The following is a 22,540-nucleotide window of genomic DNA, read 5'->3' on the forward strand; positions in this document are numbered from 1 at the left end:
CCCATAACAAATAATTGAATCCAGAAATTCAATATTTATTGCAAACTCCACAAAACAGAAACACTAACATTATTTTTTTTACCTTTAAAATCTTTCGGAAACAAATTAGACCAAACCCATGAAAACTCTCGAGTAAGAACAATTTTACTTATACTACCCTTACCGAAACCATATCCAAGATAAGGCTTCTGCGCCAAATTGGGGTCTACCGGCACCCACCGACCACCCATAAAAACTTCAGCGGCATGATGATTAGGTCGATCAAATCTTTTTTTCTTGGAAAAAAGAAACTCTGAAGTAACTCTTGCAGGATACCCCATAGAGCGTGCCAATGCGACAAAAAGCGCCGCATGCTCTGTACAATCACCCTCCCCTGACTCAAGGCCCGCCAGAGCGCCTTTTGTAGGCTGAACTTTATATTTAATTATTGCTTGAGGAATCAAAAAAGCTGCCCTCAAACGACTCTCTTCATCTTCAAAAGTATTTTGTATTTTAAGGGATAACTTTTTAATTGGAGTGGAATCTGACTCGATAAACCTCGCTGACTCTAAGTAAGTACCACTTGGAAAAAAGTCTCGCCCCCTGCTCAATTGAGTATAATCATATGAAGTAAGCATTAAATCAAACTCAACAATCCTGGAAACTGTCCTTCCAGCAGGAATACTCAGCACAAACTCAAGGTACTTAGAACCCCCTACACCATGCTTCTTGTAAATAATTTTTTCTGGATAATCATATCTAATCTTCTTTAATGACTGCTGCAAACTATACTCTACAGGCATAGAAAGTCTTTGAACATAACCATTAATATCCTGCTTCGAAGAGTTCGTAATTGCGACCTCAACCGAAAGAGTAACAATTTTTGATTCAGCTTGAGATAAGCTAGAAAGACCAAAGAAGCCAAAAACAATGTGCACCAATGAGTTAGCTAACCATTTCGCCATTACCTTTCCCGTAGCGCCTCACCCGCCTTATTGATTGGCTTCATAAGATAATCAAAAACAGTTTTCGAACCCGTTTTTATATCTACCGCTGCAATCATACCTGGCACTATCGGAAATTTATTACCCTCATGATTTTCCAGAGAATCAGTATCTGTGAGGATGAAAACCTTATAATAGTATTCGCCTGGCACAAACTCATCTTGAATCGTATCAGGAGATATAGTCGTCACTGTACCATTTAAGTCACCATAAATCGTATAGTCGTATGCAGTAATTTTTACTTTAGCTACCTGCCCAGGACGAATAAATGCGATATCCCTGGGGGAAATTTTTGCTTCAACTAAAAGCTGATCATCAAGTGGGACAATCTCCATTATCTTTCCATTTGGGGGGATTACGCCACCAATAGTTGTAACCTCAATAGCTTTAACAATGCCTCTTACAGGAGATTTGTGAGTAAGTCTTATTAGTGAGTCAGAACGCCCCTCAACTACAGAAGACAGCGCCTCAACTTCAGCACTAAAGTTTGCCAACTCCTCTCGGGCTTTCACCATGTACATAGATTTTATCTCATTTATCTTTGTCTCCAACTCAGACTTTTGTCTTTGCAGACGTAAAAGATCAACACTACTGGCTGCCCCTGATTCGACAAGCGACCTGGTGATAGACAACTCTTTATTGACCAACTCTAGGGTTTCCTTTGAACCTTTCAACGATTCTGCTAATCCTCTCCGCCGCGTATCAAATAGTTTTCTTTCTTTAGCAATAAGCTCCGCATGCGAAGACAGTTCCTCTGGAAATTTAATCGATGTACTATTTACCTCAGCACTCAATCGCGCGACACTAGCCAAAGCAGCTCTGTAGCGAGCCAATATTTCTTCTACATTCGAACGTAATTTTGTAGGATCCAACTGCGCCAACACTTCACCCTTTTCGACAATATCCCCCTCAGAAACTTTAAGATCCTTCAGTATTCCTCCCTCTAATGATTGGATAATCTGTGAACGCGAAGTCGGAACCACTTTACCAGCGCCAGAAGAAACCTCATCAACCTTGGCCAAGTAAGACCAAAAAACCAACGCGGCTAACAATAAAAAAAATACCCAAACTATTCTTCCTGAGCGTACGAGAGATGCATCATCAATATCATCCTCATATTGTTTTTCATCATTTTGTGAATCAATATCTAAGAGAGCGATGCGTTTTGGTTCGCGGCGAAAACCGAAGTCATCTGGAATTGGCATTACAGCTTCTCCATCCTAACCTCTAGGAAACTTCTTCATCCTTCTTAGGATCCTTCCGTCGAGAAAGAATAGAGAGTGCTTTTTCTTTTGGCTCATCGAGAACAACTCGACCACTATCCAGCACAATTATTCGATCTACAAAGCTAAGGATGCTAGTTCTATGAGTTGCAATAACAACTGTTTTGTTTACACTCCAATCTGATAATGCACAAATAAATTTTTTCTCAGTGGCTTCGTCCAGTGCTGAAGTAGGCTCATCCAGCAAAAGAACATTTGGTTGACGTAATAAAATCCTAGCAATCAGCAGAGACTGCTTTTGCCCTCCAGACAGCCCGTAGCCACCTTCTTGAATCATAGATCCCAAGCCTTTCGGGAGCTTACTCACAAAAGTCTCGGCACCACTCATTTTAAGTGCGACGAGAATTTCATCATCGCTGGCATTGGGAGAACCTAAGACAAGATTTTCATAAATAGTCCCATGGAATAGCCCTGTCTTTTGGCTAAGGAGAGAAATATCTCGTCTTACATCAGCGGGATCTATATGAGCCAAGCTGACATCATCTAACCGTAACTGACCACGAGCGGGCTCAATATAACCCGACAGTGCATGTAGCAACGTTGACTTACCGGATCCATTTCGACCTAATATAGCAATCCGTTCACCTTGAGTAATTTTTAATTCAGGAATAACTAGAGCGGGATCAGACGTATCATCTCCATAGTTATAAACCGACTGTTTAAAGTGATAATTTCCTTGAAGCGAGGACTTCTGCACTTTCTTTTCATCTTCAGGGTTATCAACCGGTAACTGCATAATCTGATCAATTCCTTTCATCGCAAACCGGGCTTGCTGCCAGCGGCTTAAAACCTGGGTGATATTTGCCATTGGTGACATCATCCGCGAACCAAGAATAGAGGCAGCAACCAGTGCGCCCGTTGTCATGTCGCCAGCCATGACCATCGGAGCTCCAAATAACACAACTACAGCAAAAACTGATGACTGCACGTTATGGGTCCAACTCAGTAAAACACCAACCAGATATCGCAGCTTTAGATTGGAATCTGCGGTGACTGCGTTGAAATGATTCCACTGCCCTTGAAAGCGCTGTTCCGCCTGCATGGCTTTTATATCTTCCAGCCCTTGAACCGTTTCTATTAGCATTGCATTACGTAGCGCTCCTTCTTTAATAGATTCCTTCGATAACTTTGCAAGCCTCGGCTGAAGAAGCAACCCAGGAATAATTAACAAGAAAACTGCTACAAGAGGTATTAGTGCCAAGCTCCCAGCAACCCACCACATAACAAACAGAAAGAGTACAAAAAAAGGTAAATCTGCAAGAGCCAAAACGGTGGAAGATGTAAACAATTCTCTTATGCGCTCAAGGTCTCTAATCTGAGAGATAAATGTACCGGTTGATTTTGGTCTGGCTTGATCTTTAACCCTAATAGCATGCCCAAAAACCAAATCCGACATACGAATATCAGCACGCTTCCCCAGCAAGTCCGTTACCCTGACTCGCATAGTACGCATAATAAAATCAAAGATAATTGCTACTACAACACCGCTAAATAGAACGTAAAGGGTAGGAAAAGACTCAGCTGGAATGACTCTGTCATAGACCTGTTTTGAAAAAACAATTCCAGCTAGTGCTAGAGAATTTGCAATTGTTGTGGCAATCATCACATGAAAATAGGGTTTCAAATCCCTAAGGATAATCCGGCGAAACCAATGCTTGTCTTCAGTCTTAACATAGTCATCTATACGAGAGTCTGTTGCCGTTCTCCTGGGACGAAATATAGCCAGGTTCAGAACATTATTTTTTAAATCGTCCAGATGTACTGTACTCTTTAGACCTTTATCGCCACAGTAGATAACACTCAGTTCCATATCTTTAGATACAGACTCTACAACAACTAACTGACCATCCACCAATTGGGCAACAATGGGCAAACGCCACGAATTGATCGCAGACTCATTGAACGAGCTGAATGTTGCCGTAAGCCCGGCCTGTCGCGCCATCTGCCTAACAACGCTTTCTATAGAGTTATATCCCCCCCAATTCCCAGCTATTCGGACCCTTTCATAAGAGCAATCAATTCGATAATGTCGAGCAATAGAAATTATTGCCTCACACCAAGGAGTAACGTTAGCGGCATTATTTTTAGAGCTGGAAAATGGCTTTTCAATTTCACCCGCAATATCTAATTGGCTTCCATTCAAGGCAACACCTCCACACCCTGAATCTCGGTTCCATCCAGTTTAAATGCCTCGCGCAAACCACCACGACTATGTAGACAATCTATTTTTAGAAGGTGCAAATCAAAAATCGTATTATTTTTTTCTCGGCGGGCAATGTGTAGCTCCTGTTCTGAATTTAGCAAATCAATTAGAGTCCGCGTGCCTAGAGTGGAATACTGCTGTTTATATAGATCCCTTGTTTCAGCTATAGCGCTCTCCCTAGCGCTAAGCGAACTCAAACTACGCATTAACCCTTCAGCTTCTTCTTGTGCCTCACGATATTTTTGGGTTACAAATAATTGTGCCGAGTCTCTCGCCGCATCAGCCGACAGCAAGGCATAACTCGCCCCCTCTCTTCCGGCAGATATCTTTCCACCTTGATAAATAGGCATGGAAACATTAAAGAAAATCGCCTTCTCATTACTATCAAGTGCATTGGCATCAACATAGTTTTGATCCAAGTACTGATTCACATTTCCATCAAGGGTTAAGGTTGGCCATGCATTTGCTTTTGCCGATTTAAGCTGTGCTTCAGCTTCAGCTCTAGATGCGGCAGCAATAAGTACATCTGGTACTGACGACAAATCAAAAGACTGGACATCACATGCTTGTGCGACGTCCTCAGGAACATACATAGCCACCCGAAATGGAGATTGGAATCCAGTGAGATTCTGTAAAGTGGTACGCCATCGGCGTAACAAAGCTTCTACTTGCTGTTTAGATGCCTGTGCAGCATCAACTCTTGATTGCGCCTGTAACACATCTGAGCGGGAACTAACTCCACGCTCCTTTCGAATTTGCACAAGATCAGCAATAGCAGATACGCCATTAACTTGTGCATCAGAAGTTAAAAGGAGAGACTGATAGCGCTGAACCTCAATTGCCGCTTTTGCGGTTCTCCTTGCAACTTCGTCAATAGATTGGAGAACTTCAGCCTGAGACCTTTGTACACCAGCCTTTGCAAAGTCAACATTGCTAGATACTTTGCCAAAGTCATAAACCATCTGGGAAATATTCACCTGGAACGCGTGTCCATCACCTTCGCTTTTGTACTCGGAGTCGTTCCCGGCCACAATTCCAGCATTCAATCGAGGAAAATATCCCGATCGTGCAGCTTTGACGCCTTGCCTCTGCTGATAGAGATTCCCAACGGCTTCTGCAATTAATGGATGCCAACCGACGGCTTGGTGCACCACTTCAAGCATATTGAATTCAGTTCGCTTTATACCTTCCTCATACTCCCTAAAGGAAAACTTTTTTAATGAATCATAAGCCTCTACTTCCATGCTTCTTGGGCTAATTACTTCAGAGGAACGGGTAGAAATTAATATATCGGCGTCACCTGTGATTGACCAAAACACCAGAGTCAACACAAATGATATTTTCATTTTCTGTTTAAACACTTCCACTATATTCACTTTCAATAATTACCGGGAGGTTAAACACTCTATTAACATCTAATTACATAAATTCTGTAGAGTGGCCACAAAAGTCTAGCCAAAAAAAACCGGGCCTTACGGCCCGGTACTTAAGTTAATTTTTCGCTTTCAGATCTAAGTGTCGCTCAAGCTGTTTTGTTGCCACATATCTCCGATAGTGTCGTCAATTGCTGCCGACATCTCCATCGAATCCATTACTCCACTAGAAATTTGGCTCGTATCTACGCCAGCCACCTCTCCAGCAGACTCGAATATTTGAGTATCGCTACCCACAGATTCGAATAGATCATCAAGAGTCAAGTCAGAGCCACTACCCAGCATGTCAATACCAGGCACAGTTGCAGTACCAACATCCAATATGCCGTCAGAGTCCATTGCCACATCTGATCCAATATTGATGATGGTAATGTCAATATCAATATCGATATCAACTGAAATGTCGATGTTGATATCAATGTCAACGCTAGTATCGGCATCGGCATCGGCATCGGCATCGGCATCGGCATCGGCATCGGCATCGGCATCGGCATCCGCGTCAGAATCCCAAACAAATATCTCATCTGTTGGCATTCCAATACTTTCAACCATGAAAGCGACACCTTCATCTGGGAGCGCATCTGGCTCTTGGTAGTCCCTTCCAATATTGATAATGATGATATCAACGTCGATATCGATATCGATGTCGATATCAATATTTATGTCGATATCCACATCGGCATCAGCGTCGGCATCGGCATCGGCATCGGCATCGGCATCGGCATCGGCATCGGCATCGGCATCGGCATCTGCATCTGCATCTGCATCTGCATCTGCATCAGCATCAGCATCAGCATCAGCATCTGCATCAGCATCTGCATCTGCATCTGCATCAGCATCTCCGTCCGGTTCCCAAGTGAATAACGGCGGATCTGCCAAAATATCTCCGTCGCCACCCAGAGTCGCTACATCACTTCCATGAAGTGCGCTCTGCTCGTGCGGATGATGTCCGATATTGATAATGATGATGTCAACGTCGATATCAATATCAATGTCGATATCAATATTTATGTCGATATCTACGTCGGCATCCGCGTCGGCATCGGCATCGGCATCGGCATCGGCATCAGCGTCGGCATCCGCATCCGCATCCGCATCCGCATCGGCATCGGCGTCCGCATCCGCATCGGCATCCGCATCGGCGTCGGCATCCGCATCCGCATCCGCATCCGCATCCGCATCAGCATCAGCGTCGGCGTCGGCATCTGCATCGGCATCGGCATCGGCATCGGCATCGGCATCGGCGTCGGCATCTGCATCCGCATCGGCGTCGGCATCCGCATCCGCATCCGCATCCGCATCCGCATCAGCATCAGCGTCGGCGTCGGCATCTGCATCGGCATCGGCATCGGCATCGGCATCGGCGTCGGCATCTGCATCCGCATCTGCATCCGCGTCGGCGTCGGCGTCGGCGTCGGCGTCGGCGTCGGCATCGGCATCGGCATCCGCGTCGGCATCGGCATCGGCGTCGGCATCGGCGTCAGCATCGGCATCCGCATCAGCGTCGGCATCGGCGTCGGCATCGGCATCTGCGTCGGCATCCGCATCCGCATCCGCATCCGCATCCGCGTCAGCGTCGGCATCCGCGTCGGCATCCGCATCCGCATCGGCATCCGCGTCGGCATCGGCATCGGCATCGGCATCGGCATCGGCATCGGCATCGGCATCGGCATCAGCATCTGCATCTGCGTCGGCATCCGCATCCGCGTCAGCGTCGGCATCCGCGTCGGCATCCGCGTCGGCATCCGCATCTGCGTCGGCATCGGCATCGGCATCGGCATCGGCATCAGCGTCGGCGTCGGCGTCGGCGTCGGCGTCGGCGTCGGCATCGGCATCGGCATCTGCGTCGGCATCCGCGTCGGCATCGGCATCGGCATCGGCATCGGCATCGGCATCAGCATCTGCATCTGCGTCGGCATCCGCATCCGCGTCAGCGTCAGCGTCAGCGTCGGCATCAGCGTCGGCATCCGCGTCGGCATCCGCGTCGGCATCCGCGTCGGCATCGGCATCTGCGTCGGCATCTGCATCCGCGTCGGCATCTGCGTCGGCATCTGCGTCGGCATCCGCATCTGCGTCGGCATCGGCATCGGCATCGGCATCGGCATCAGCGTCGGCGTCGGCGTCGGCGTCGGCGTCGGCATCGGCATCGGCATCTGCGTCGGCATCCGCGTCGGCATCGGCATCGGCATCGGCATCGGCATCGGCATCGGCATCGGCATCAGCATCTGCATCTGCGTCGGCATCCGCATCCGCATCCGCATCCGCGTCAGCGTCAGCGTCAGCGTCAGCGTCGGCATCAGCGTCGGCATCCGCGTCGGCATCCGCATCTGCGTCGGCATCGGCATCGGCATCGGCATCGGCATCGGCATCGGCATCGGCATCAGCGTCGGCGTCGGCGTCGGCGTCGGCGTCGGCGTCGGCGTCGGCATCGGCATCGGCATCGGCATCGGCATCGGCATCTGCATCAGCATCGGCATCCGCATCCGCGTCGGCATCCGCGTCGGCATCGGCATCCGCGTCGGCATCCGCATCAGCATCTGCGTCGGCATCGGCATCGGCATCGGCATCGGCATCGGCATCGGCATCGGCATCCGCGTCAGCATCGGCATCGGCATCCGCGTCGGCATCAGCGTCGGCATCCGCGTCGGCATCCGCGTCGGCATCCGCATCTGCGTCGGCATCGGCATCGGCATCGGCATCGGCATCAGCGTCGGCGTCGGCGTCGGCGTCGGCATCGGCATCGGCATCGGCATCGGCATCGGCATCGGCATCGGCATCTGCGTCGGCATCAGCATCCGCGTCGGCATCGGCATCGGCATCGGCATCGGCATCGGCATCAGCATCAGCATCAGCATCAGCATCAGCATCAGCATCAGCATCAGCATCAGCATCAGCATCAGCATCAGCATCAGCATCAGCATCAGCATCAGCATCAGAGTCAGGAATAAAAAATTGATCGCGATTGTCATCATCGTTATCGCTAGCCGCTACAGCGATAACAACAACTCCAAGTGCAATTAATGCAGGAATCCACCAAGAAATACCCGGATCGACTGGTGCTGGTGCTGGATAAGAAGCGCCACCAGCCGCAGCAAAGGCAGAGATTAAATCTCCATTAGAAGCTAACATAAGAGGCTCTCCAGCCCCTGTTAGCACTAGCTCACTGTGCTCGCCATCTTCATCTAACAGGTAAAACCCTGAAACAATGACGATCTGGCCGGATTTTAAAACAATAACGAGGTCTAATCCGTCCTTGGAAAAAGACGCAATATCCTCAGGATCTGCGGGCATTTCGACAAGACCAGGAGAGGTCAAAGATAGCCCCTCCAGTGATCGCTCGTCGATTGAGCCCGTGGATTTGTCAAAGATTTTCGCAATCATGCTCTCACCAACTTCAAACGGTGCAACTTCCTAAATACACAGTTCATGGCCTGAGCTTAAAGACGGAAAATACCCCACTTTGAGCCCATCCGTGACTAGATTCACTAATACATAGCCTTACTAATTTCCCTCCATAAAAAAACAATTACGCCAGTACGTTTTTACGCGCACTACTTTTGTATGGACGTAATTCAAAACGTTTTCAAGGAGGAGTTAGGCAGCGGCAGGAGAAAAACAGTTTTCGTGCTAACTTCAGCAAGATTAGGAAGTTACAAATGACTACAGACCCGGAAATTGGCAGGCACTTAAACAAAAAACCTACCCCCGTTGTTGATACGCCTGCCGGGCCAATCATCGGAACCACAGATGAGGAAACTGGCGTATATAAATTCTTGGGTATTCCCTACGCTCTCCCTCCTGTAGGGAATTTACGTTGGCTACCACCGCAAGAGTTAGACCGCTGGAAAAATCCTTTCCAAGCGCATAGCTTTGGTTCACCAGCAGCGCAAAACTCATCCGCCCTAATGGAAGTTCGAGATCAAAACGGGAATCTTCCTGAAAGGGAGGAATGCCTCTATTTGAATGTATTTTCTCCCGCAATGTCGCAAGGAAAAAAGCTGCCAGTAATGTTTTGGGTTCATGGCGGCTCTTTTTACATGGGATCAGGATGCCAAGAAATTTACAATGGTAAATACTTAGCAGCTAGCGGTCGGACAATTGTTGTCACTATAAACTACCGTTTAGGCGCACTGGGATTTCTACGTCTAAAGGATATTAGTGATATACCATCAACCGGCAATGAAGGGCTTTTAGATCAAATAGCCGCCCTACAATGGGTTCAAAAAAATATCTCAGCATTTGGCGGAGATCCAAACAATATCACTCTTTTCGGTGAATCAGCTGGGGCAATGAGTATTGCCTCCTTACTTGAAACTCCACAATGTAAAGGTCTTATACGCCGTGCAATTGTCCAGAGTGGGCACCCAAGAGCCTCCCACTCCCTGCAAAGCGCTAACCATGTTGGTAAGACTTTCATTCAACAATATGAAAAAATCTCTGGTGGCATCTCACTAAAAAATTGTCCGACCAAACTGCTTCTGAAAACCCAAAAAGCAATACTCTCTGACACATCTATGACAGCAAAATGGGGGCAACTGCCATTTAAACCTGTCGCAGACAGGGAACTTTTTTCCCCTGAAAAAAAGCTCTCCCCGACACACCAAACATCCCTTTTGTTAGGGAACAATTTGGAGGAATGGAATCTCTTCAGCGCGATAAACCCTGAAAGCTTTAACATGGACTACCGGCAAATATGCACTCATCTCGAATGGCTTATCCCAGAGTCCGAGTTAAAGCCCCTACTCAGACATTACTATCAACTAGCAAAAAAAATGACAGACAATCCCTGGCCAGAGTGGAGTCGAGCCTGGAACCTTTTGCTCACTGATATGGTATTCACCTTGCCTGGGCTGAGACACCTACAAAGTCATCAGGGGGAAAACTATCACTATCACTTTGCACAACCTCTCGCTGCACAGCCTTTACTAGGGGCCTGTCACGCCGTTGAGCTTGGCTATGTATTTGGAACCCATAGCGATCAGTCCTTGAAAACACTATATGGTGCTGAAGAAAACCCCCATTTATTAAGTGCCTCAATGCAACAAGCTTGGTTGAATTTTTCTGAAACAGGGAAACCCGGCAATGATTGGCCAGAATTTTCAGGAAAACACAGTAAGCGATTTGGCAATCATCCCTCAGCCAGGGCGTTTAACTCACCAGAGCTTCTCAGTTTATGGCAACATATACCCGACGATAGGTTGAATGGTTATCTTTAGGCGGGCATAGATGGCAAGAATTTTTTTAATCAGGCATGGAGAAGCAGCGAAAGGGGAGCACATCCCCGATCCAATACTCACAGACGAAGGTTACAAGCAGGCAGTAGAGCTAGCCCTAAAACTTTCCTCTCTCGAGAAAGTTCAATTAATAAGCAGCCCCAAACTCCGTGCACAGCAAACAGCAAAGCCCTTGGCCGAAGTTTGGGATATAGAGGTTGTAATTGAAAATGCAGTGACGGAAATACCTACACCAGAGGAAATACCCAAAGCTCAACGCCTAACCTGGTTACGAACATTACTTACTGGAGAGTGGGACCCTTGCGACAGAGAACAAAAAGATTGGCGTGATGGAATAATCAGGTATTTGGAAAGTCTTTCAGAGGACACCTTTATCTTCTGCCATTTTATGGTCATCAATTCAGTTGTTGCACATATCCGAAACCACCAAAAAGTACAACAATTTAGGCCCGATTACACTTCAATCACTGAGCTAAAAAATGATGGAAACAAGCTACATTTAGTCCAGCTAGGCGAAGAAAAAGATAACAAAATTCTATAAGAAAATGGGGTATGTCCAGCATACCCCAAGCGGGCATTTATTTTAAATCAAGCTTTTGCTGACTACCTCAAACAAATCCTTAGATAGGTCTCCCGAATCAGCAATCCTTTGCAGGGCAACTTTCATCTTCTCACCCAGGCTACCAGAGTATTTTTTCCAACGTGTGATCGGTATAACCAGCCTTGCTGAAATTTGTGGATTTAGCTTGTCCAAGACCAGAACCTGATCGGCAACAAACTCAAATCCGCTACCATCGATCTTATGGAATTGCTTAAAATTACGATTAGCAAAACCACCTATTACAGACCTTACTTTATTGGGGTTTTTCATTTCAAAAGCTGGGTGATCCATAAGTGCACGAATATTTTCCAATGTACCGCGCTTGGGACTACAACTCTGCTGACTCAGCCATAGTTCTACGACTTGAGTATCGGTTTTCCAGCGCTCATAAAATTGCTCAATCAACGCCCTGGCTCGATCTTCCGGTGCATGATTAATAATAACAGCGAGAGCCGCCGCACTATCTGTCATATTACTAGCGCTCTCAAACTGAACCTGGGCTATATTTAACGCCTCCTCAGTTTCTGTTATGCACATATAGGATAAACAGGTATTTTTAAGTCGTCTTTGCGCAATATCTAACGCATTCGGGCTATAGGGCTTAGTCGTATTCAATTCTAGATAGCGCGTGCGAAATTCATCAAATAATTCACCTGCTATTACCTTCCTTACAAATTCCCTCGCAACAATTATTGCTTCCGCATCAATAGATGATGACTCTTCAGCGATAAACTGCTCGCTGGGCAACTGCAAGATCTCTGCAACCAGCGCTAGATCGAGATCAACATCCTGTAAAACCTCTTTAAAAGCACTAATTAAACTTGGTTGTACCTGTAGTTCCTCACCTTTACGAAAAGCCACCTGAAGCTCACACAAAGCATTTAATGCTAGGCGCTGACTTGCATCCCAGCGGTTAAACGTGTCCTTATCCTTCCTCATTAAAAATTGAAGCTGCTCATTACTATAGTTGTACCTTATTTTTACTGGAGCGGAGAAGCCTCGCAGCAATGAGGGTAAAGGCTTCTCCGCAAGCCCGGAAAACTCAAAAGATTGCTCATCTTCTGTTAACTGTAAAACAGTTTCAGTATCACCCTGCTCATTGAGTACAAGCTCTGCGCCATCAGCCCCCAGCAATCCAATTCTTATTGGTAAGTGGAAAGGTAACTTCTCTTCCTGACCTGGCGATGAAGGGCAAGACTGGCGAATAGTTAGACTATAAGTGCCATCAGTTTCATTAAAGCTATCTGTCACGTCAAGTATCGGCGTGCCTGCTTGGCTGTACCAGTTGCGGAATTGCTTCAGTTCAACCTTGTTAGCATCTTCCATCGCCTTGACGAAATCTTCACAGGTTACCGCGCAGCCATCGTGCCGCTGAAAGTACAAGTCACTTCCTTTGCGGAATCCTTCTTCACCTAAGAGGGTATGAATCATCCGTACAATTTCTGCACCCTTTTCATAAATTGTCAGAGTGTAAAAGTTTGAAATTTCTATATAAGAATCTGGCCTGATAGGATGGGCCATAGGGCCGGCATCTTCAGCAAACTGGGTAGTACGCAAAAGGGATACATCTTCAATACGCTTAACCGCTCGGGAATTAAGATCAGCGGAGAACTCCGCATCACGAAATACGGTAAAACCTTCCTTCAGACTCAACTGAAACCAATCCCGGCAAGTAACCCGATTGCCGGACCAGTTGTGAAAATACTCATGCCCTACAATAGACTCAATCCGCTGAAAAGCTGAATCCGTTGCTGTTTCTGGGCTAGCGAGCACACAGGCCGAATTGAAAATATTCAATCCTTTGTTTTCCATAGCCCCCATATTGAAATGATCAACAGCAACAATCATAAAGATGTCTAGGTCATATTCCTTTCCGTAAGTTTCCTCATCCCAACGCATCGCATTTTTAAGTGAGCGCATAGCATGATCACACTTCCCAATATTTTTCGCTTCCGTAAAGATCTGTAACTTAACCTTTCTACCAGAGGCTGTTGTGAAGCTATCTTCCACATGCTCCAAGTCCCCGCCTACCAACGCAAATAAGTAAGCCGGCTTGGCGAATGGATCTTCCCAAGTTACAAACTGACGACCATCTTCATATCTACCCCTTTCAACTTCATTGCCATTTGAAAGTAGTACTGGGTGGTCCATCGGCGCGACGATGGTGGTGGTAAATTTGGACATAACATCCGGCCGGTCAGGATAGAAAGTAATTTTTCTAAATCCTTCAGCTTCACATTGAGTGCAATACATACCATTAGAGAGATATAATCCCTCTAGAGATGTGTTTTCCTCCGGATTTATCCGATTGCGGATTTCCAGCAGAAATTCTGGTTTCTCTACAGGGATAGACAGGCCCTCAGGTAGAACCTGATAATCAGATGTAGACAACAAAACTCCATCCAAAGAAACCGAAAGTAATTCCAGCTCGACACCATCCAGCACTAAAGGCGGCAGCCCTGTGCCCGCTTTCGGATTTCTGCGAATATTCAAACGAGATTTGACCAAAGTTGCCTTGGGTTCCAGCTCAAAATGTAAATCAGTAGCATCCACCAGGTAATCTGGTACTTGATAGTCTTTCAGGTAAATGGTCTTTGGCTGGCTATCTTTCATTATTGAAACACCTTCAGTCATTCTATGCCCTTCCGGGGCAGTATGAATTCGATTAATTGGACCAACAATATCGTTACCCGGGCTAATACTATTTATCACCCAAGTTAAAAACCGGACTATAGCTTCCCAGCGCGATTGGTGCCACGCATAGATAAGTTAGATTAATACTTGCCCTTGCAGCCTTGCCCACCGGCACTCTTGGCACGTCTGCCTCCACAAGCACAGAGGTAACAGCGACGGAGAAGACAAAAACTATCAGCGCGCCACATTAGATAGATGAAAACTATATAATAGTGGTCGATTATATACCCATATAGAGCACTTACTGTCTGCCCTACCCCACAGCACAGTAGATACTGACCAACATGGTGAGAAATTGCAGCCAGTATAATTATCCAATCTGGTAAACTCGTCATAAGGTAGCAGTAAGGGATTAAAGTATTCCTACTTCGCCCTTTCGTAACGAATAATAGATTTAAGTTTGAGCTAATCTCTTGCGGGAATTCCGAGGTTCAGTGTGCGTAAACTCCGTATCTCCATCATAACTCTATCTTGTTTTTTAGCTGCCCTCATAGCAGCTAGCTGGTGGAAAAAGGATATCGTTGCCTCTCAGCTAATCAATATTTTCTCAGGAGAGGTAGTTATTCAGGAGCTGACAGGACTACGACTGGGTTTTAAAGAAGTTTCCATCCAGGAAGTTCGCCTAAAGTCCAGCGTAAATAGTATTATCCTCCTCGAAGGAGTAAAAATTGTCTATCCTTTCCATATTATTTATGACCGAGATAACACCCAAAAAATTGAACTATCAATAGAAAAGCTAACCAGGAGCATGGAAGCTGAAGATATCGTTACCAAAGCCCATATCAACGAGCAGCTCCCGGAAAATAATGTCAAGACAAATAATATATTATCGTTAAGTGCCCTAAGCCAAAGTCTAACCCGCTTTTTGCCAGGCAAGATATCCGTTAAGCAAATAGTACCCGATGGCCAATTGATTGGCGGCCCACTAAATATAGCTCGCGACAGCACAAAAATTCATGCCGAAACTCCCCTTAAACACCCCCAGTTTGGCGAGCTTAATTTATATTTTGAGGCTTTTTTAGGTTTGTCAGAAATCAAACTAAAACCCAGAATACTAACTAACAACTCAAAGATTCTGTCTGAAGCTGATATAACTATTGCTAAACTAGAAACTGACACATGGATTTTAAACAGTGAACTTGTATCAGAGCTGGAATCTATAGCCCCACTGATAGAGATATTTGAACCTAAAGCTAGCTCCACAACTAAGCCGACAGTATCAGGCAAAATTATAGCTACCACCGCAATTAGCTTGCCAGACAATCTGCTATCCATTTCAAGCTACCGAGAAATTGACATTCAACTTAATGGCAATGATCTAAAGGCCACAATCCCATACGCTCAACTAAACTCCAATATAGAAGCCCAATTATCTATAAGTAATCCAATAAAAATAACACTTGAATCACTATTTCCATTTAAACCTCGACATATCAAGGGGAGTGGCGAGCTTGATATAGCTTTAGATACTGATAAAAACACCAATACCCCGCTATTAAGTGCGGACTTTAGCTCGAGCACATCGGCGACATCTCCCGAATTAGATATCGAAGGTACTTTTCATCTAACAAGTGCAAATACTATAGTTAATTCCCCCCTATATCTCAGACACTTGCCAGCACTACCTATTGATAGTGTTAATGGAGATGTGACATTTAAGGGTAAACTTCAACTAAGTTCGCTTAACAATCTTAACTCTCCAGAAGTAAATAGCTTTCAATTAGAATTGATACCAAACCAAACTATTCAATTGGATATTTCAGCTTCCACTTCAGGAAAAAACTCTCCTTTAATTACTACTGGATTACATCAGAGCAAGATACAGGCAAGCATTAAAGATCTTATCTCCATTACAGGTGACCTGACCAATCCCAACCAAAGAGATATTAAGATCGAACAAGGATCTCTAACTGCAACGATACAAGGCTCCAATGGGGACTCGACAGTACAGTTAACCGCTAGCGACATACAATGTCACTTCTCTGATATCAGTGCCTGTAACTTTGAGCTGAAGACAAAAGTATCCCAACTTTATGAGCGGGCCAGAGAATTAGCAGTTACCAATCTAAGTTCAACGGCCAAGGCAAAGATTGAAAGCAATCTTGAAGGTCAAAAATTCACTCTAGAGAACATTAAAGTATCTGGAGAAAAAATAACAACCAAAACATTGGAGGCTGACAGAGTAAACTTAGATATACCAGCAGTACACTGCGAAGTAACAGAACCTACAATCTGTACTCTCCCAGAAATAAGCAGTCAGTTTGGAATTATCAACACCGAGCAATTTTCCCTTTCTGGAGATCTCAATTTTCTTGATAGTATTGTTACCATCAAAAATGGTGCTACAGCGCTGGACAGTAAATTTAATAGTAACAATTTAGAGATTGAGACACCGGAAAAGTACAAGGTTAACTCTTCAGCCAAAGGCAAGCTATCCCTGCAACACAATAAGCTAACAAGTCATAGTCAAATTAAAGCAGGTGCAATTAAAATTGATTTAAGCGGCTCTTACGACTTATCAAAATCCTCAGGTGGAGTTGAATTTTCCGTTCCTGAAGTGACCTTTAGTACGGATCGCTCTCTAAACGATACGATCCAGGGCCTTCCCCTCAATATCGTCTCGGGCAGACTTTCTGCCGGTGGTTCTGTGTCTTTGCCCTCCCAGTCCAAAGATAGTATCCATGTTTTATTGGACGATATTGCAGCAACCTATAAAGATAGTTTTGCCACCGGAATCAGTGGAGATCTAAAAGTAGAAAACGAAGATGGGCACTGGATCACACCTACACCATACCCACTATCGATAGAATCTATTAACGCGGGCTTACCAGTGAAAAATATCCAGTTATCACTGCAACTGGACAAACAGAAAGATATTACATTGCATAATTTTTCTGCTGATTTTTTGCAAGGCAAGGTTACTTCATCAGCCCTTATTTGGAATCTCGCTGAAGAGACTCGAAAAAGCATTGTACATGCACAAGGTATTTCTCTAAAGGCTTTAGCTCAGGAGACGGACTCAGAGAACTTTGAGGCCAGCGGGCTAATTAATTTGGAAATCCCCATTGTAACGGGACCTGAGGGTATCACTGTGGAAGCCGGCCACCTTCAGGGTGAAGCTCCAGGCGGACGCTTACGCTACTACGGAGCCTTTTCTCCGCAGATGCTGGCAAGCAACCCCCAACTTAAGTTGATAGCCAATGCACTGGAAGATTATGAGTTTCAAACACTGGAAGGCAGCATAGACTATCCAGCCAGCGGAGATCTCCAACTACAGCTAAAGCTGGTTGGTCGAAGTGAGGCTATCGATTCTGATCGAGACCTGGTGATCAACCTGAACCTTGAAAACAATATCCCAGATATGCTGCGCTCATTGCAAGCCAGTCGTGATTTGACTGAAACCCTGGAAAAGCAGCTGGACCAATAGGTCAGGAGTGAAGTAGCCTTTATTGGTATGTACAAGCCTGCTTGGTTCATCACCGGTTAAGGTTGACTCAATAAAATACTTGGGTCTGCCGGCATCCAACTCACCTGCTGAACCAGGCAGGTAACACGGGCTAGGTACAAAAAGTAAAAGGGTACCAAAGAGGTACTGTGAGGAGTGTCAGATGAAAGCCAGCCGACTGATTCCTATGGGGCTGCTATACGCTATGGTTGCTACAGGGTGTACACCCACTGTAGCGGTCAAGGCTCCCAGTGAGCCAATTACAGTAAACCTGAATGTGAAAATTGAGCATGAAATTCGGGTCAAGGTCGACAAGGACCTGGACAACCTGTTTGAAGACAAGGAAGGGATTTTCTAAGGAGGCAAATATGAAGACATTAATGAAAGCCTTTTTGGCACTGAGCTTATTAATCGCCCTGCCTGCAATGGCAATTTCCCTGAATGAAGCCAAAAGTAAGGGCCTGGTTGGTGAAGCCAATAGCGGATACATCGCTATCGTAGATGCCAGCTCACCAGAACTGGAAAAACTGGTCAAAGAAGTGAATGCCAAGCGAAAAGCTGCTTACGCTCGAATCGCTGAACGCAATAAAATTGATATAGCCCAAGTGGCAACACGCGCCGCTGAAAAGTTGGAAGCCCGCTTGTCACCCGGAGAATACTACCAGGACAACCTGGGACGCTGGGTAAGGAAGTAACTCATAGCCCGAAGACTTCAGCTCAGTAAGAAGAGATGATAAAAAACCCCACAGCCAGAAACTGGCAGTGGGGTATTATCAAGGAGTAGAGGCTACAAATTGCCAAATAGTGAATGCCCGTCGAGCCCCTGCTTCTCCATAACCTCTCTTAAACGTTTCAGTGCATCCACCTGTATCTGCCTGACCCGCTCCCTGGTGAGACCGATTTCACGCCCTACTTCTTCCAGGGTGCTCGCTTCAAAACCGCGCAAACCAAACCGCCTAGAGACCACTTCACACTGCTTGTCAGGTAACTCTCCCAACCAGCGGTTGATGCTGTCAAAAAGGTCCCTGTCCTGTAAAAGCTCTGCTGGGTCAGATTCCTGCTGATCGGGGATGGTATCTACCAAGGTCTTCTCAGAAGAGGGCCCAATGGGAGTATCTACAGAAGTAACCCGCTCATTGAGCCCCAGCATACGCTCGACATCTTCGACTGGCTTCTCAAGGAGGGTGGCAATTTCTTCTGCAGATGGCTCGTGATCCAGCTTTTGCGCCAACTCTCGAGATGCACGCAAGTACACGTTTAACTCTTTCACGACATGGATGGGCAGGCGTATGGTCCGGGTCTGATTCATTATGGCCCGTTCTATCGTCTGACGTATCCACCAGGTGGCGTAAGTGGAAAAGCGAAAACCTCTCTCTGGATCAAACTTCTCAACTGCTCGAATCAGGCCCAGATTGCCTTCCTCAATAAGGTCCAGCAGTGCCAAACCTCGGCTAACGTAGCGGCGAGCAATCTTTACAACAAGGCGAAGATTGCTCTCGATCATTCGTTTTCTTGCCGCAGCATCTCCACGCAAAGCCTTGCGCGCGTAATACACCTCTTCTTCTGCGGTCAATAGGGGGGAGAATCCAATTTCATTGAGATAGAGTTGAGTAGCGTCGAGATTTTTCTGCAAATGGCCATCGCCATCCAATCTACAAACTCTACTTTTCTCTGCCTGGGAGGGTGCGGAACTCTTTTTAGCCGCAGATTTCCGCGTGCGACTAACACCTGCTTCAGTTGAACCTAATTTCTGCTCATCATTTTCAACGTCTAACTCAGGAGGAAAGTCTTCTGCCTGGCCAGCCATAGACTGGTCTTGCCGTTGTGCTTCCATTTCCCCTGCTCCTTGTACTTTGCCAATTTCAGCCGCACAACACACTCGGACATTGATAACACAACTATCAATGCCGCAGGTATGTGGCGACAGCCACTGAATCGGCTGACCCTGGGATGGCCACGATTACAGTGACTACCTCAAGTGGTACTAGTTAAAAGTCCATTTTTATTTGCAGAGCTTTACTGCGGCCGTGAACTTACGGTAAGTAGGCAAGAGGGTCTACTGGCTGACCGTTTTTGCGAATCTCAAAGTGGAGCTTGTTGCGGTCGGTACCACTCGAACCCAGTTCCGCTATCCTTTGCCCCGCCTTTACCCTGCTGCCCTCCTTTACGAGCAACCGGTGATTGTGTGCATAGGCACTGAGGTAAACCTCGTTGTGCTTGACGATCAGCAGCTTTCCATAACCTCTCAAGGCGCTTCCTGCGTAGATCACGGTGCCATCAGCCGCTGCCAGTACAGACTCACCCTTTTCACCCGCGATATCAACTCCCTTACGCAATGGGTCCCCAGAGCGGAAGTGACTAATCACTTTCCCCTTGGCGGGCCAGCGCCAGTTGACCGATCCGCTCCGGCGAGATGCTGTTGATTGGCGCTTTGGGCTTGGTGTTAAAGATTTTTTAGCAGTGGTCGTTTGTGTTGTTTTCGGTTTAGCTTTTGCGACTGGCGCTTTTTGCTTCTTTTGCGTGCTGGCAGTGCTCTTGGTTGGCACTGAACCCGTCAGCCTGATTCTCTGCCCAGGATATATTTGATAAGGGGAGCGGATACCATTTATCGCAGCCAATTGGCGAAAATCCTTGCCGTAACGCCAGGCTATCGAATAGAGGGTATCCCCTTTACCAACCGTGTGGTGGGTAATTTTGATACTCGGGGGCTGGCGTAGGGAGCTTGAGGGGGCTTTGTGGCTGGAACAGGAGGAAACGGCCTGCAGCAGAACCAGCAAGCCTAATATTTTAAACACCCCCCACAAACAATGACCGATTTTAGGGAGTTTGTTCCGCCAACATCGGCGCTCAAGAGGTTGCAAAAGATGACATTCCATTATTCTCTTTTTACATCAGACCACGGCATTTATGGAAAAAGTGTCTAAAGAAAAGCTCCAAAAATCTCTGGAAAAGTTTGATAAAACGCTGCCATACCGAGATTTTCCAGATCTTATTGCGGAGTGGCGCAAGACTTCTCTCTGTGCACCTTGCCAAAGAAGTCTACAGCGAGAACTAAGAGCGCTGCCACTAGAGCCGCAACAATTGCGCCCCCCAAATGAGCACTGTCGCCGGTTTGCTCGACATAAGTTAGCGGAGAAGTGTTGGATAGCAAAGGGGCCAATTTGCTTGATGCTTCGATTTCCCCAGGCATAGGCAGTTTCCAGGGCCAAATAATCTTCAAACTACCCAACAAAACCCCGGCAAGAAATGCCAATGTCCTGGCTACATATTTGTGCATCAGCCAAGACAACAACCGACTGAAGAGCATCAGACCTATTGCCGCTCCTGCCGCAAAGCACAATAGGTTTGAAATTTGGAGTTCATGAACTGCAGCTAAAACCTTGGGGTATATCCCGATTAATAACAGCAGGAAAGCGCCGGAAATTCCCGGCAGTGCCATCGCACATATTGCCAAAGCACCTGATAAAAATAGTGTAAGTGGAGTTGCCGGTATCTCCGAAGGCCGCATCTCGCTCACAGTTACTGCAAGCGCAATACCCAGTACGAGAAAAACCAAAACAGATGGCGACCACCGGGGGATATTTCTCACAATGGGAACAATAGAAGCGATAACCAAACCGAAAAAGAAAGACCACACAACAATTGGATAATTTTGCAGTAAGCCACTAATCAGGTGGGCCAAGCTAAAAACGCTCAACAATACCCCAAGGAAAAGAGAGAGCAGAAAGCTCCCATTAATATAGCGCCAAGTGGATAGAAACCCCTCCTTCCGCCACACTGTAATACAATGCGGGCCTATTCGACTGAGGGAGTCCAAAAGCTCCTGGTAGATGCCGGTAATAAAGGCAATAGTTCCCCCGGAAACACCGGGTACCACATCGGCAGCCCCCATTGCCATTCCCCGCAGAAGTACTCCGGGGTAGCGACTTTTTAGAACCTCAGTAAATCTCATCGAACCACGCCACCGAGTAAAGGCACGAAACGTACCGCTTCCAACTTTTCCACATCAAACTTATTACTATCCTCACGACGAGTCACCATCGTCAGGTATTGTTGCTCGGCCCCCACCGGAATTACCAAAACCCCATTGGGAGCCAGCTGTTCTCGCAGCTCATCAGGAATCATTGCAGGTGCTGCTGCAGCCAGGATTGCATCGTAAGGACCCTCGTCTTTCCAACCAAAGCCCCCATTGCTGAGCTTGTACTCTACATTGCTATAACCCAGCTCCCCCAACCGATGGCGAGCGGTTTCCAATAGAGGTTCGACACGCTCGACGGAATAAAGTTGTTCGACCAAGCGAGCAAGAATGGCCGTTTGGTAGCCAGAGCCCGTACCCACTTCCAGAACTCGGTGTAGAGACTTGGCTCTACTCAGTAGGAGTTCAGTCATACGGGCGACAATGTATGGCTGGGAAATAGTTTGGCCATACCCTATGGGCAAAGCAGTATCTTCGTAAGCCCGAATAGCCAGGGCTTCATCCAGAAAGAGGTGTCGAGGAGTGGACGCCATTACATCCAGCACCTCCTCGTTGGATATCCCCTCTTCCCGCAATCGCTGGATCAAGCGATTACGGGTTCGCTGGGAAGTCATCCCCAGACCTTCTTGTCTCAAGCGATCCATATTCTTTTCTTGTCCATGATTTGTGCAACAGTGCCAGTCACCTA

Annotated in this window: 15 protein-coding genes; 5 read left to right on the forward strand and 10 right to left on the reverse strand. The window is 46.6% G+C overall.

The genetic code is table 11. The annotated features are described in order from the left end of the window. Positions 1 to 35 precede the first annotated feature (35 nt). From ACJJIN_RS11295 to ACJJIN_RS11315, 5 genes are all read right to left on the reverse strand, one after another. Entirely contained in the window at positions 36 to 944 is a 909-nt protein-coding gene (locus ACJJIN_RS11295) for a transglutaminase-like domain-containing protein (protein ID WP_444898131.1), read from the reverse strand. After that, the gene (locus tag ACJJIN_RS11300) at positions 944 to 2,188 is read right to left on the reverse strand and encodes a beta-barrel domain-containing protein (RefSeq protein ID WP_444898132.1); all 1,245 of its coding nucleotides are present in this window, start codon (positions 2,186 to 2,188) and stop codon (positions 944 to 946) included. Before ACJJIN_RS11300 ends, ACJJIN_RS11295 begins: the two co-directional genes overlap by 1 nt. Before the next feature lie 22 nt (positions 2,189 to 2,210). Next, a complete protein-coding gene (locus ACJJIN_RS11305; RefSeq protein WP_444898133.1) occupies positions 2,211 to 4,409 on the reverse strand; it encodes a type I secretion system permease/ATPase in 2,199 nt (732 codons plus the stop codon). Beyond that, a complete protein-coding gene (locus ACJJIN_RS11310; RefSeq protein WP_444898134.1) occupies positions 4,406 to 5,836 on the reverse strand; it encodes a TolC family outer membrane protein in 1,431 nt (476 codons plus the stop codon). The genes ACJJIN_RS11305 and ACJJIN_RS11310 overlap by 4 nt, the downstream gene beginning before the upstream one ends. 144 nt (positions 5,837 to 5,980) lie before the next feature. Then, positions 5,981 to 9,283 carry a BapA/Bap/LapF family prefix-like domain-containing protein gene (locus ACJJIN_RS11315; RefSeq protein WP_444898135.1) on the reverse strand — a complete coding sequence of 1,101 codons (3,303 nt, stop codon included), beginning with the start codon at positions 9,281 to 9,283 and terminating at the stop codon, positions 5,981 to 5,983. A gap of 275 nt (positions 9,284 to 9,558) precedes the next feature. Here ACJJIN_RS11315 and ACJJIN_RS11320 point away from each other — a divergent pair, with 275 nt between their 5' ends. Together ACJJIN_RS11320 and ACJJIN_RS11325 are read left to right on the forward strand one after the other, a co-directional pair. After that, on the forward strand, positions 9,559 to 11,118 hold the full coding sequence (locus tag ACJJIN_RS11320) for a carboxylesterase/lipase family protein (protein ID WP_444898136.1): 1,560 nt from the start codon (positions 9,559 to 9,561) through the stop codon (positions 11,116 to 11,118). 10 nt (positions 11,119 to 11,128) lie between these two features. Further along, positions 11,129 to 11,677, forward strand: a complete 549-nt coding sequence (locus tag ACJJIN_RS11325) for a histidine phosphatase family protein (RefSeq protein WP_444898137.1) — start codon at positions 11,129 to 11,131, stop codon at positions 11,675 to 11,677. 42 nt (positions 11,678 to 11,719) lie between these two features. On the opposite strand, the gene pepN is transcribed toward ACJJIN_RS11325, so the two are convergent. Then, on the reverse strand, positions 11,720 to 14,350 hold the full coding sequence (gene pepN, locus ACJJIN_RS11330; protein WP_444898249.1) for an aminopeptidase N: 2,631 nt from the start codon (positions 14,348 to 14,350) through the stop codon (positions 11,720 to 11,722). A 517-nt stretch (positions 14,351 to 14,867) separates the two neighbouring features. On the opposite strand from pepN, the gene ACJJIN_RS11335 reads away from it, so the two are divergent. The 3 genes from ACJJIN_RS11335 (at position 14,868) to ACJJIN_RS11345 (ending at position 18,571) form a co-directional block, all read left to right on the forward strand. Then, positions 14,868 to 17,858: an intermembrane phospholipid transport protein YdbH family protein gene (locus tag ACJJIN_RS11335; protein ID WP_444898138.1), complete on the forward strand. Its 2,991-nt coding sequence runs from the start codon at positions 14,868 to 14,870 to the stop codon at positions 17,856 to 17,858. A gap of 181 nt (positions 17,859 to 18,039) precedes the next feature. After that, a complete protein-coding gene (locus tag ACJJIN_RS11340) occupies positions 18,040 to 18,234 on the forward strand; it encodes a YnbE family lipoprotein (protein WP_282931815.1) in 195 nt (64 codons plus the stop codon). Positions 18,235 to 18,244: 10 nt separating this feature from the next. Then, positions 18,245 to 18,571, forward strand: coding sequence for a YdbL family probable chaperone protein (locus ACJJIN_RS11345; protein ID WP_282931814.1), 327 nt, complete (start codon positions 18,245 to 18,247; stop codon positions 18,569 to 18,571). A 92-nt stretch (positions 18,572 to 18,663) separates the two neighbouring features. On the opposite strand, the gene rpoS is transcribed toward ACJJIN_RS11345, so the two are convergent. From rpoS to ACJJIN_RS11365, 4 genes are all read right to left on the reverse strand, one after another. Beyond that, complete coding sequence (rpoS, locus tag ACJJIN_RS11350; RefSeq protein WP_413664895.1) at positions 18,664 to 19,710, reverse strand: RNA polymerase sigma factor RpoS; 1,047 nt, start codon at positions 19,708 to 19,710, stop codon at positions 18,664 to 18,666. Positions 19,711 to 19,909: 199 nt separating this feature from the next. Beyond that, positions 19,910 to 20,671, reverse strand: a complete 762-nt coding sequence (locus ACJJIN_RS11355; RefSeq protein ID WP_444894558.1) for a peptidoglycan DD-metalloendopeptidase family protein — start codon at positions 20,669 to 20,671, stop codon at positions 19,910 to 19,912. Between the two features lie 194 nt (positions 20,672 to 20,865). Continuing rightward, positions 20,866 to 21,828, reverse strand: a complete 963-nt coding sequence (locus ACJJIN_RS11360) for a DUF368 domain-containing protein (protein WP_444898139.1) — start codon at positions 21,826 to 21,828, stop codon at positions 20,866 to 20,868. Continuing rightward, positions 21,825 to 22,496: a protein-L-isoaspartate(D-aspartate) O-methyltransferase gene (locus ACJJIN_RS11365; RefSeq protein ID WP_444898140.1), complete on the reverse strand. Its 672-nt coding sequence runs from the start codon at positions 22,494 to 22,496 to the stop codon at positions 21,825 to 21,827. The genes ACJJIN_RS11360 and ACJJIN_RS11365 overlap by 4 nt, the downstream gene beginning before the upstream one ends. Between the last annotated feature and the right edge of the window lie 44 nt (positions 22,497 to 22,540).

Source organism: Microbulbifer maximicatervae (SeqCode), from assembly GCF_052467505.1.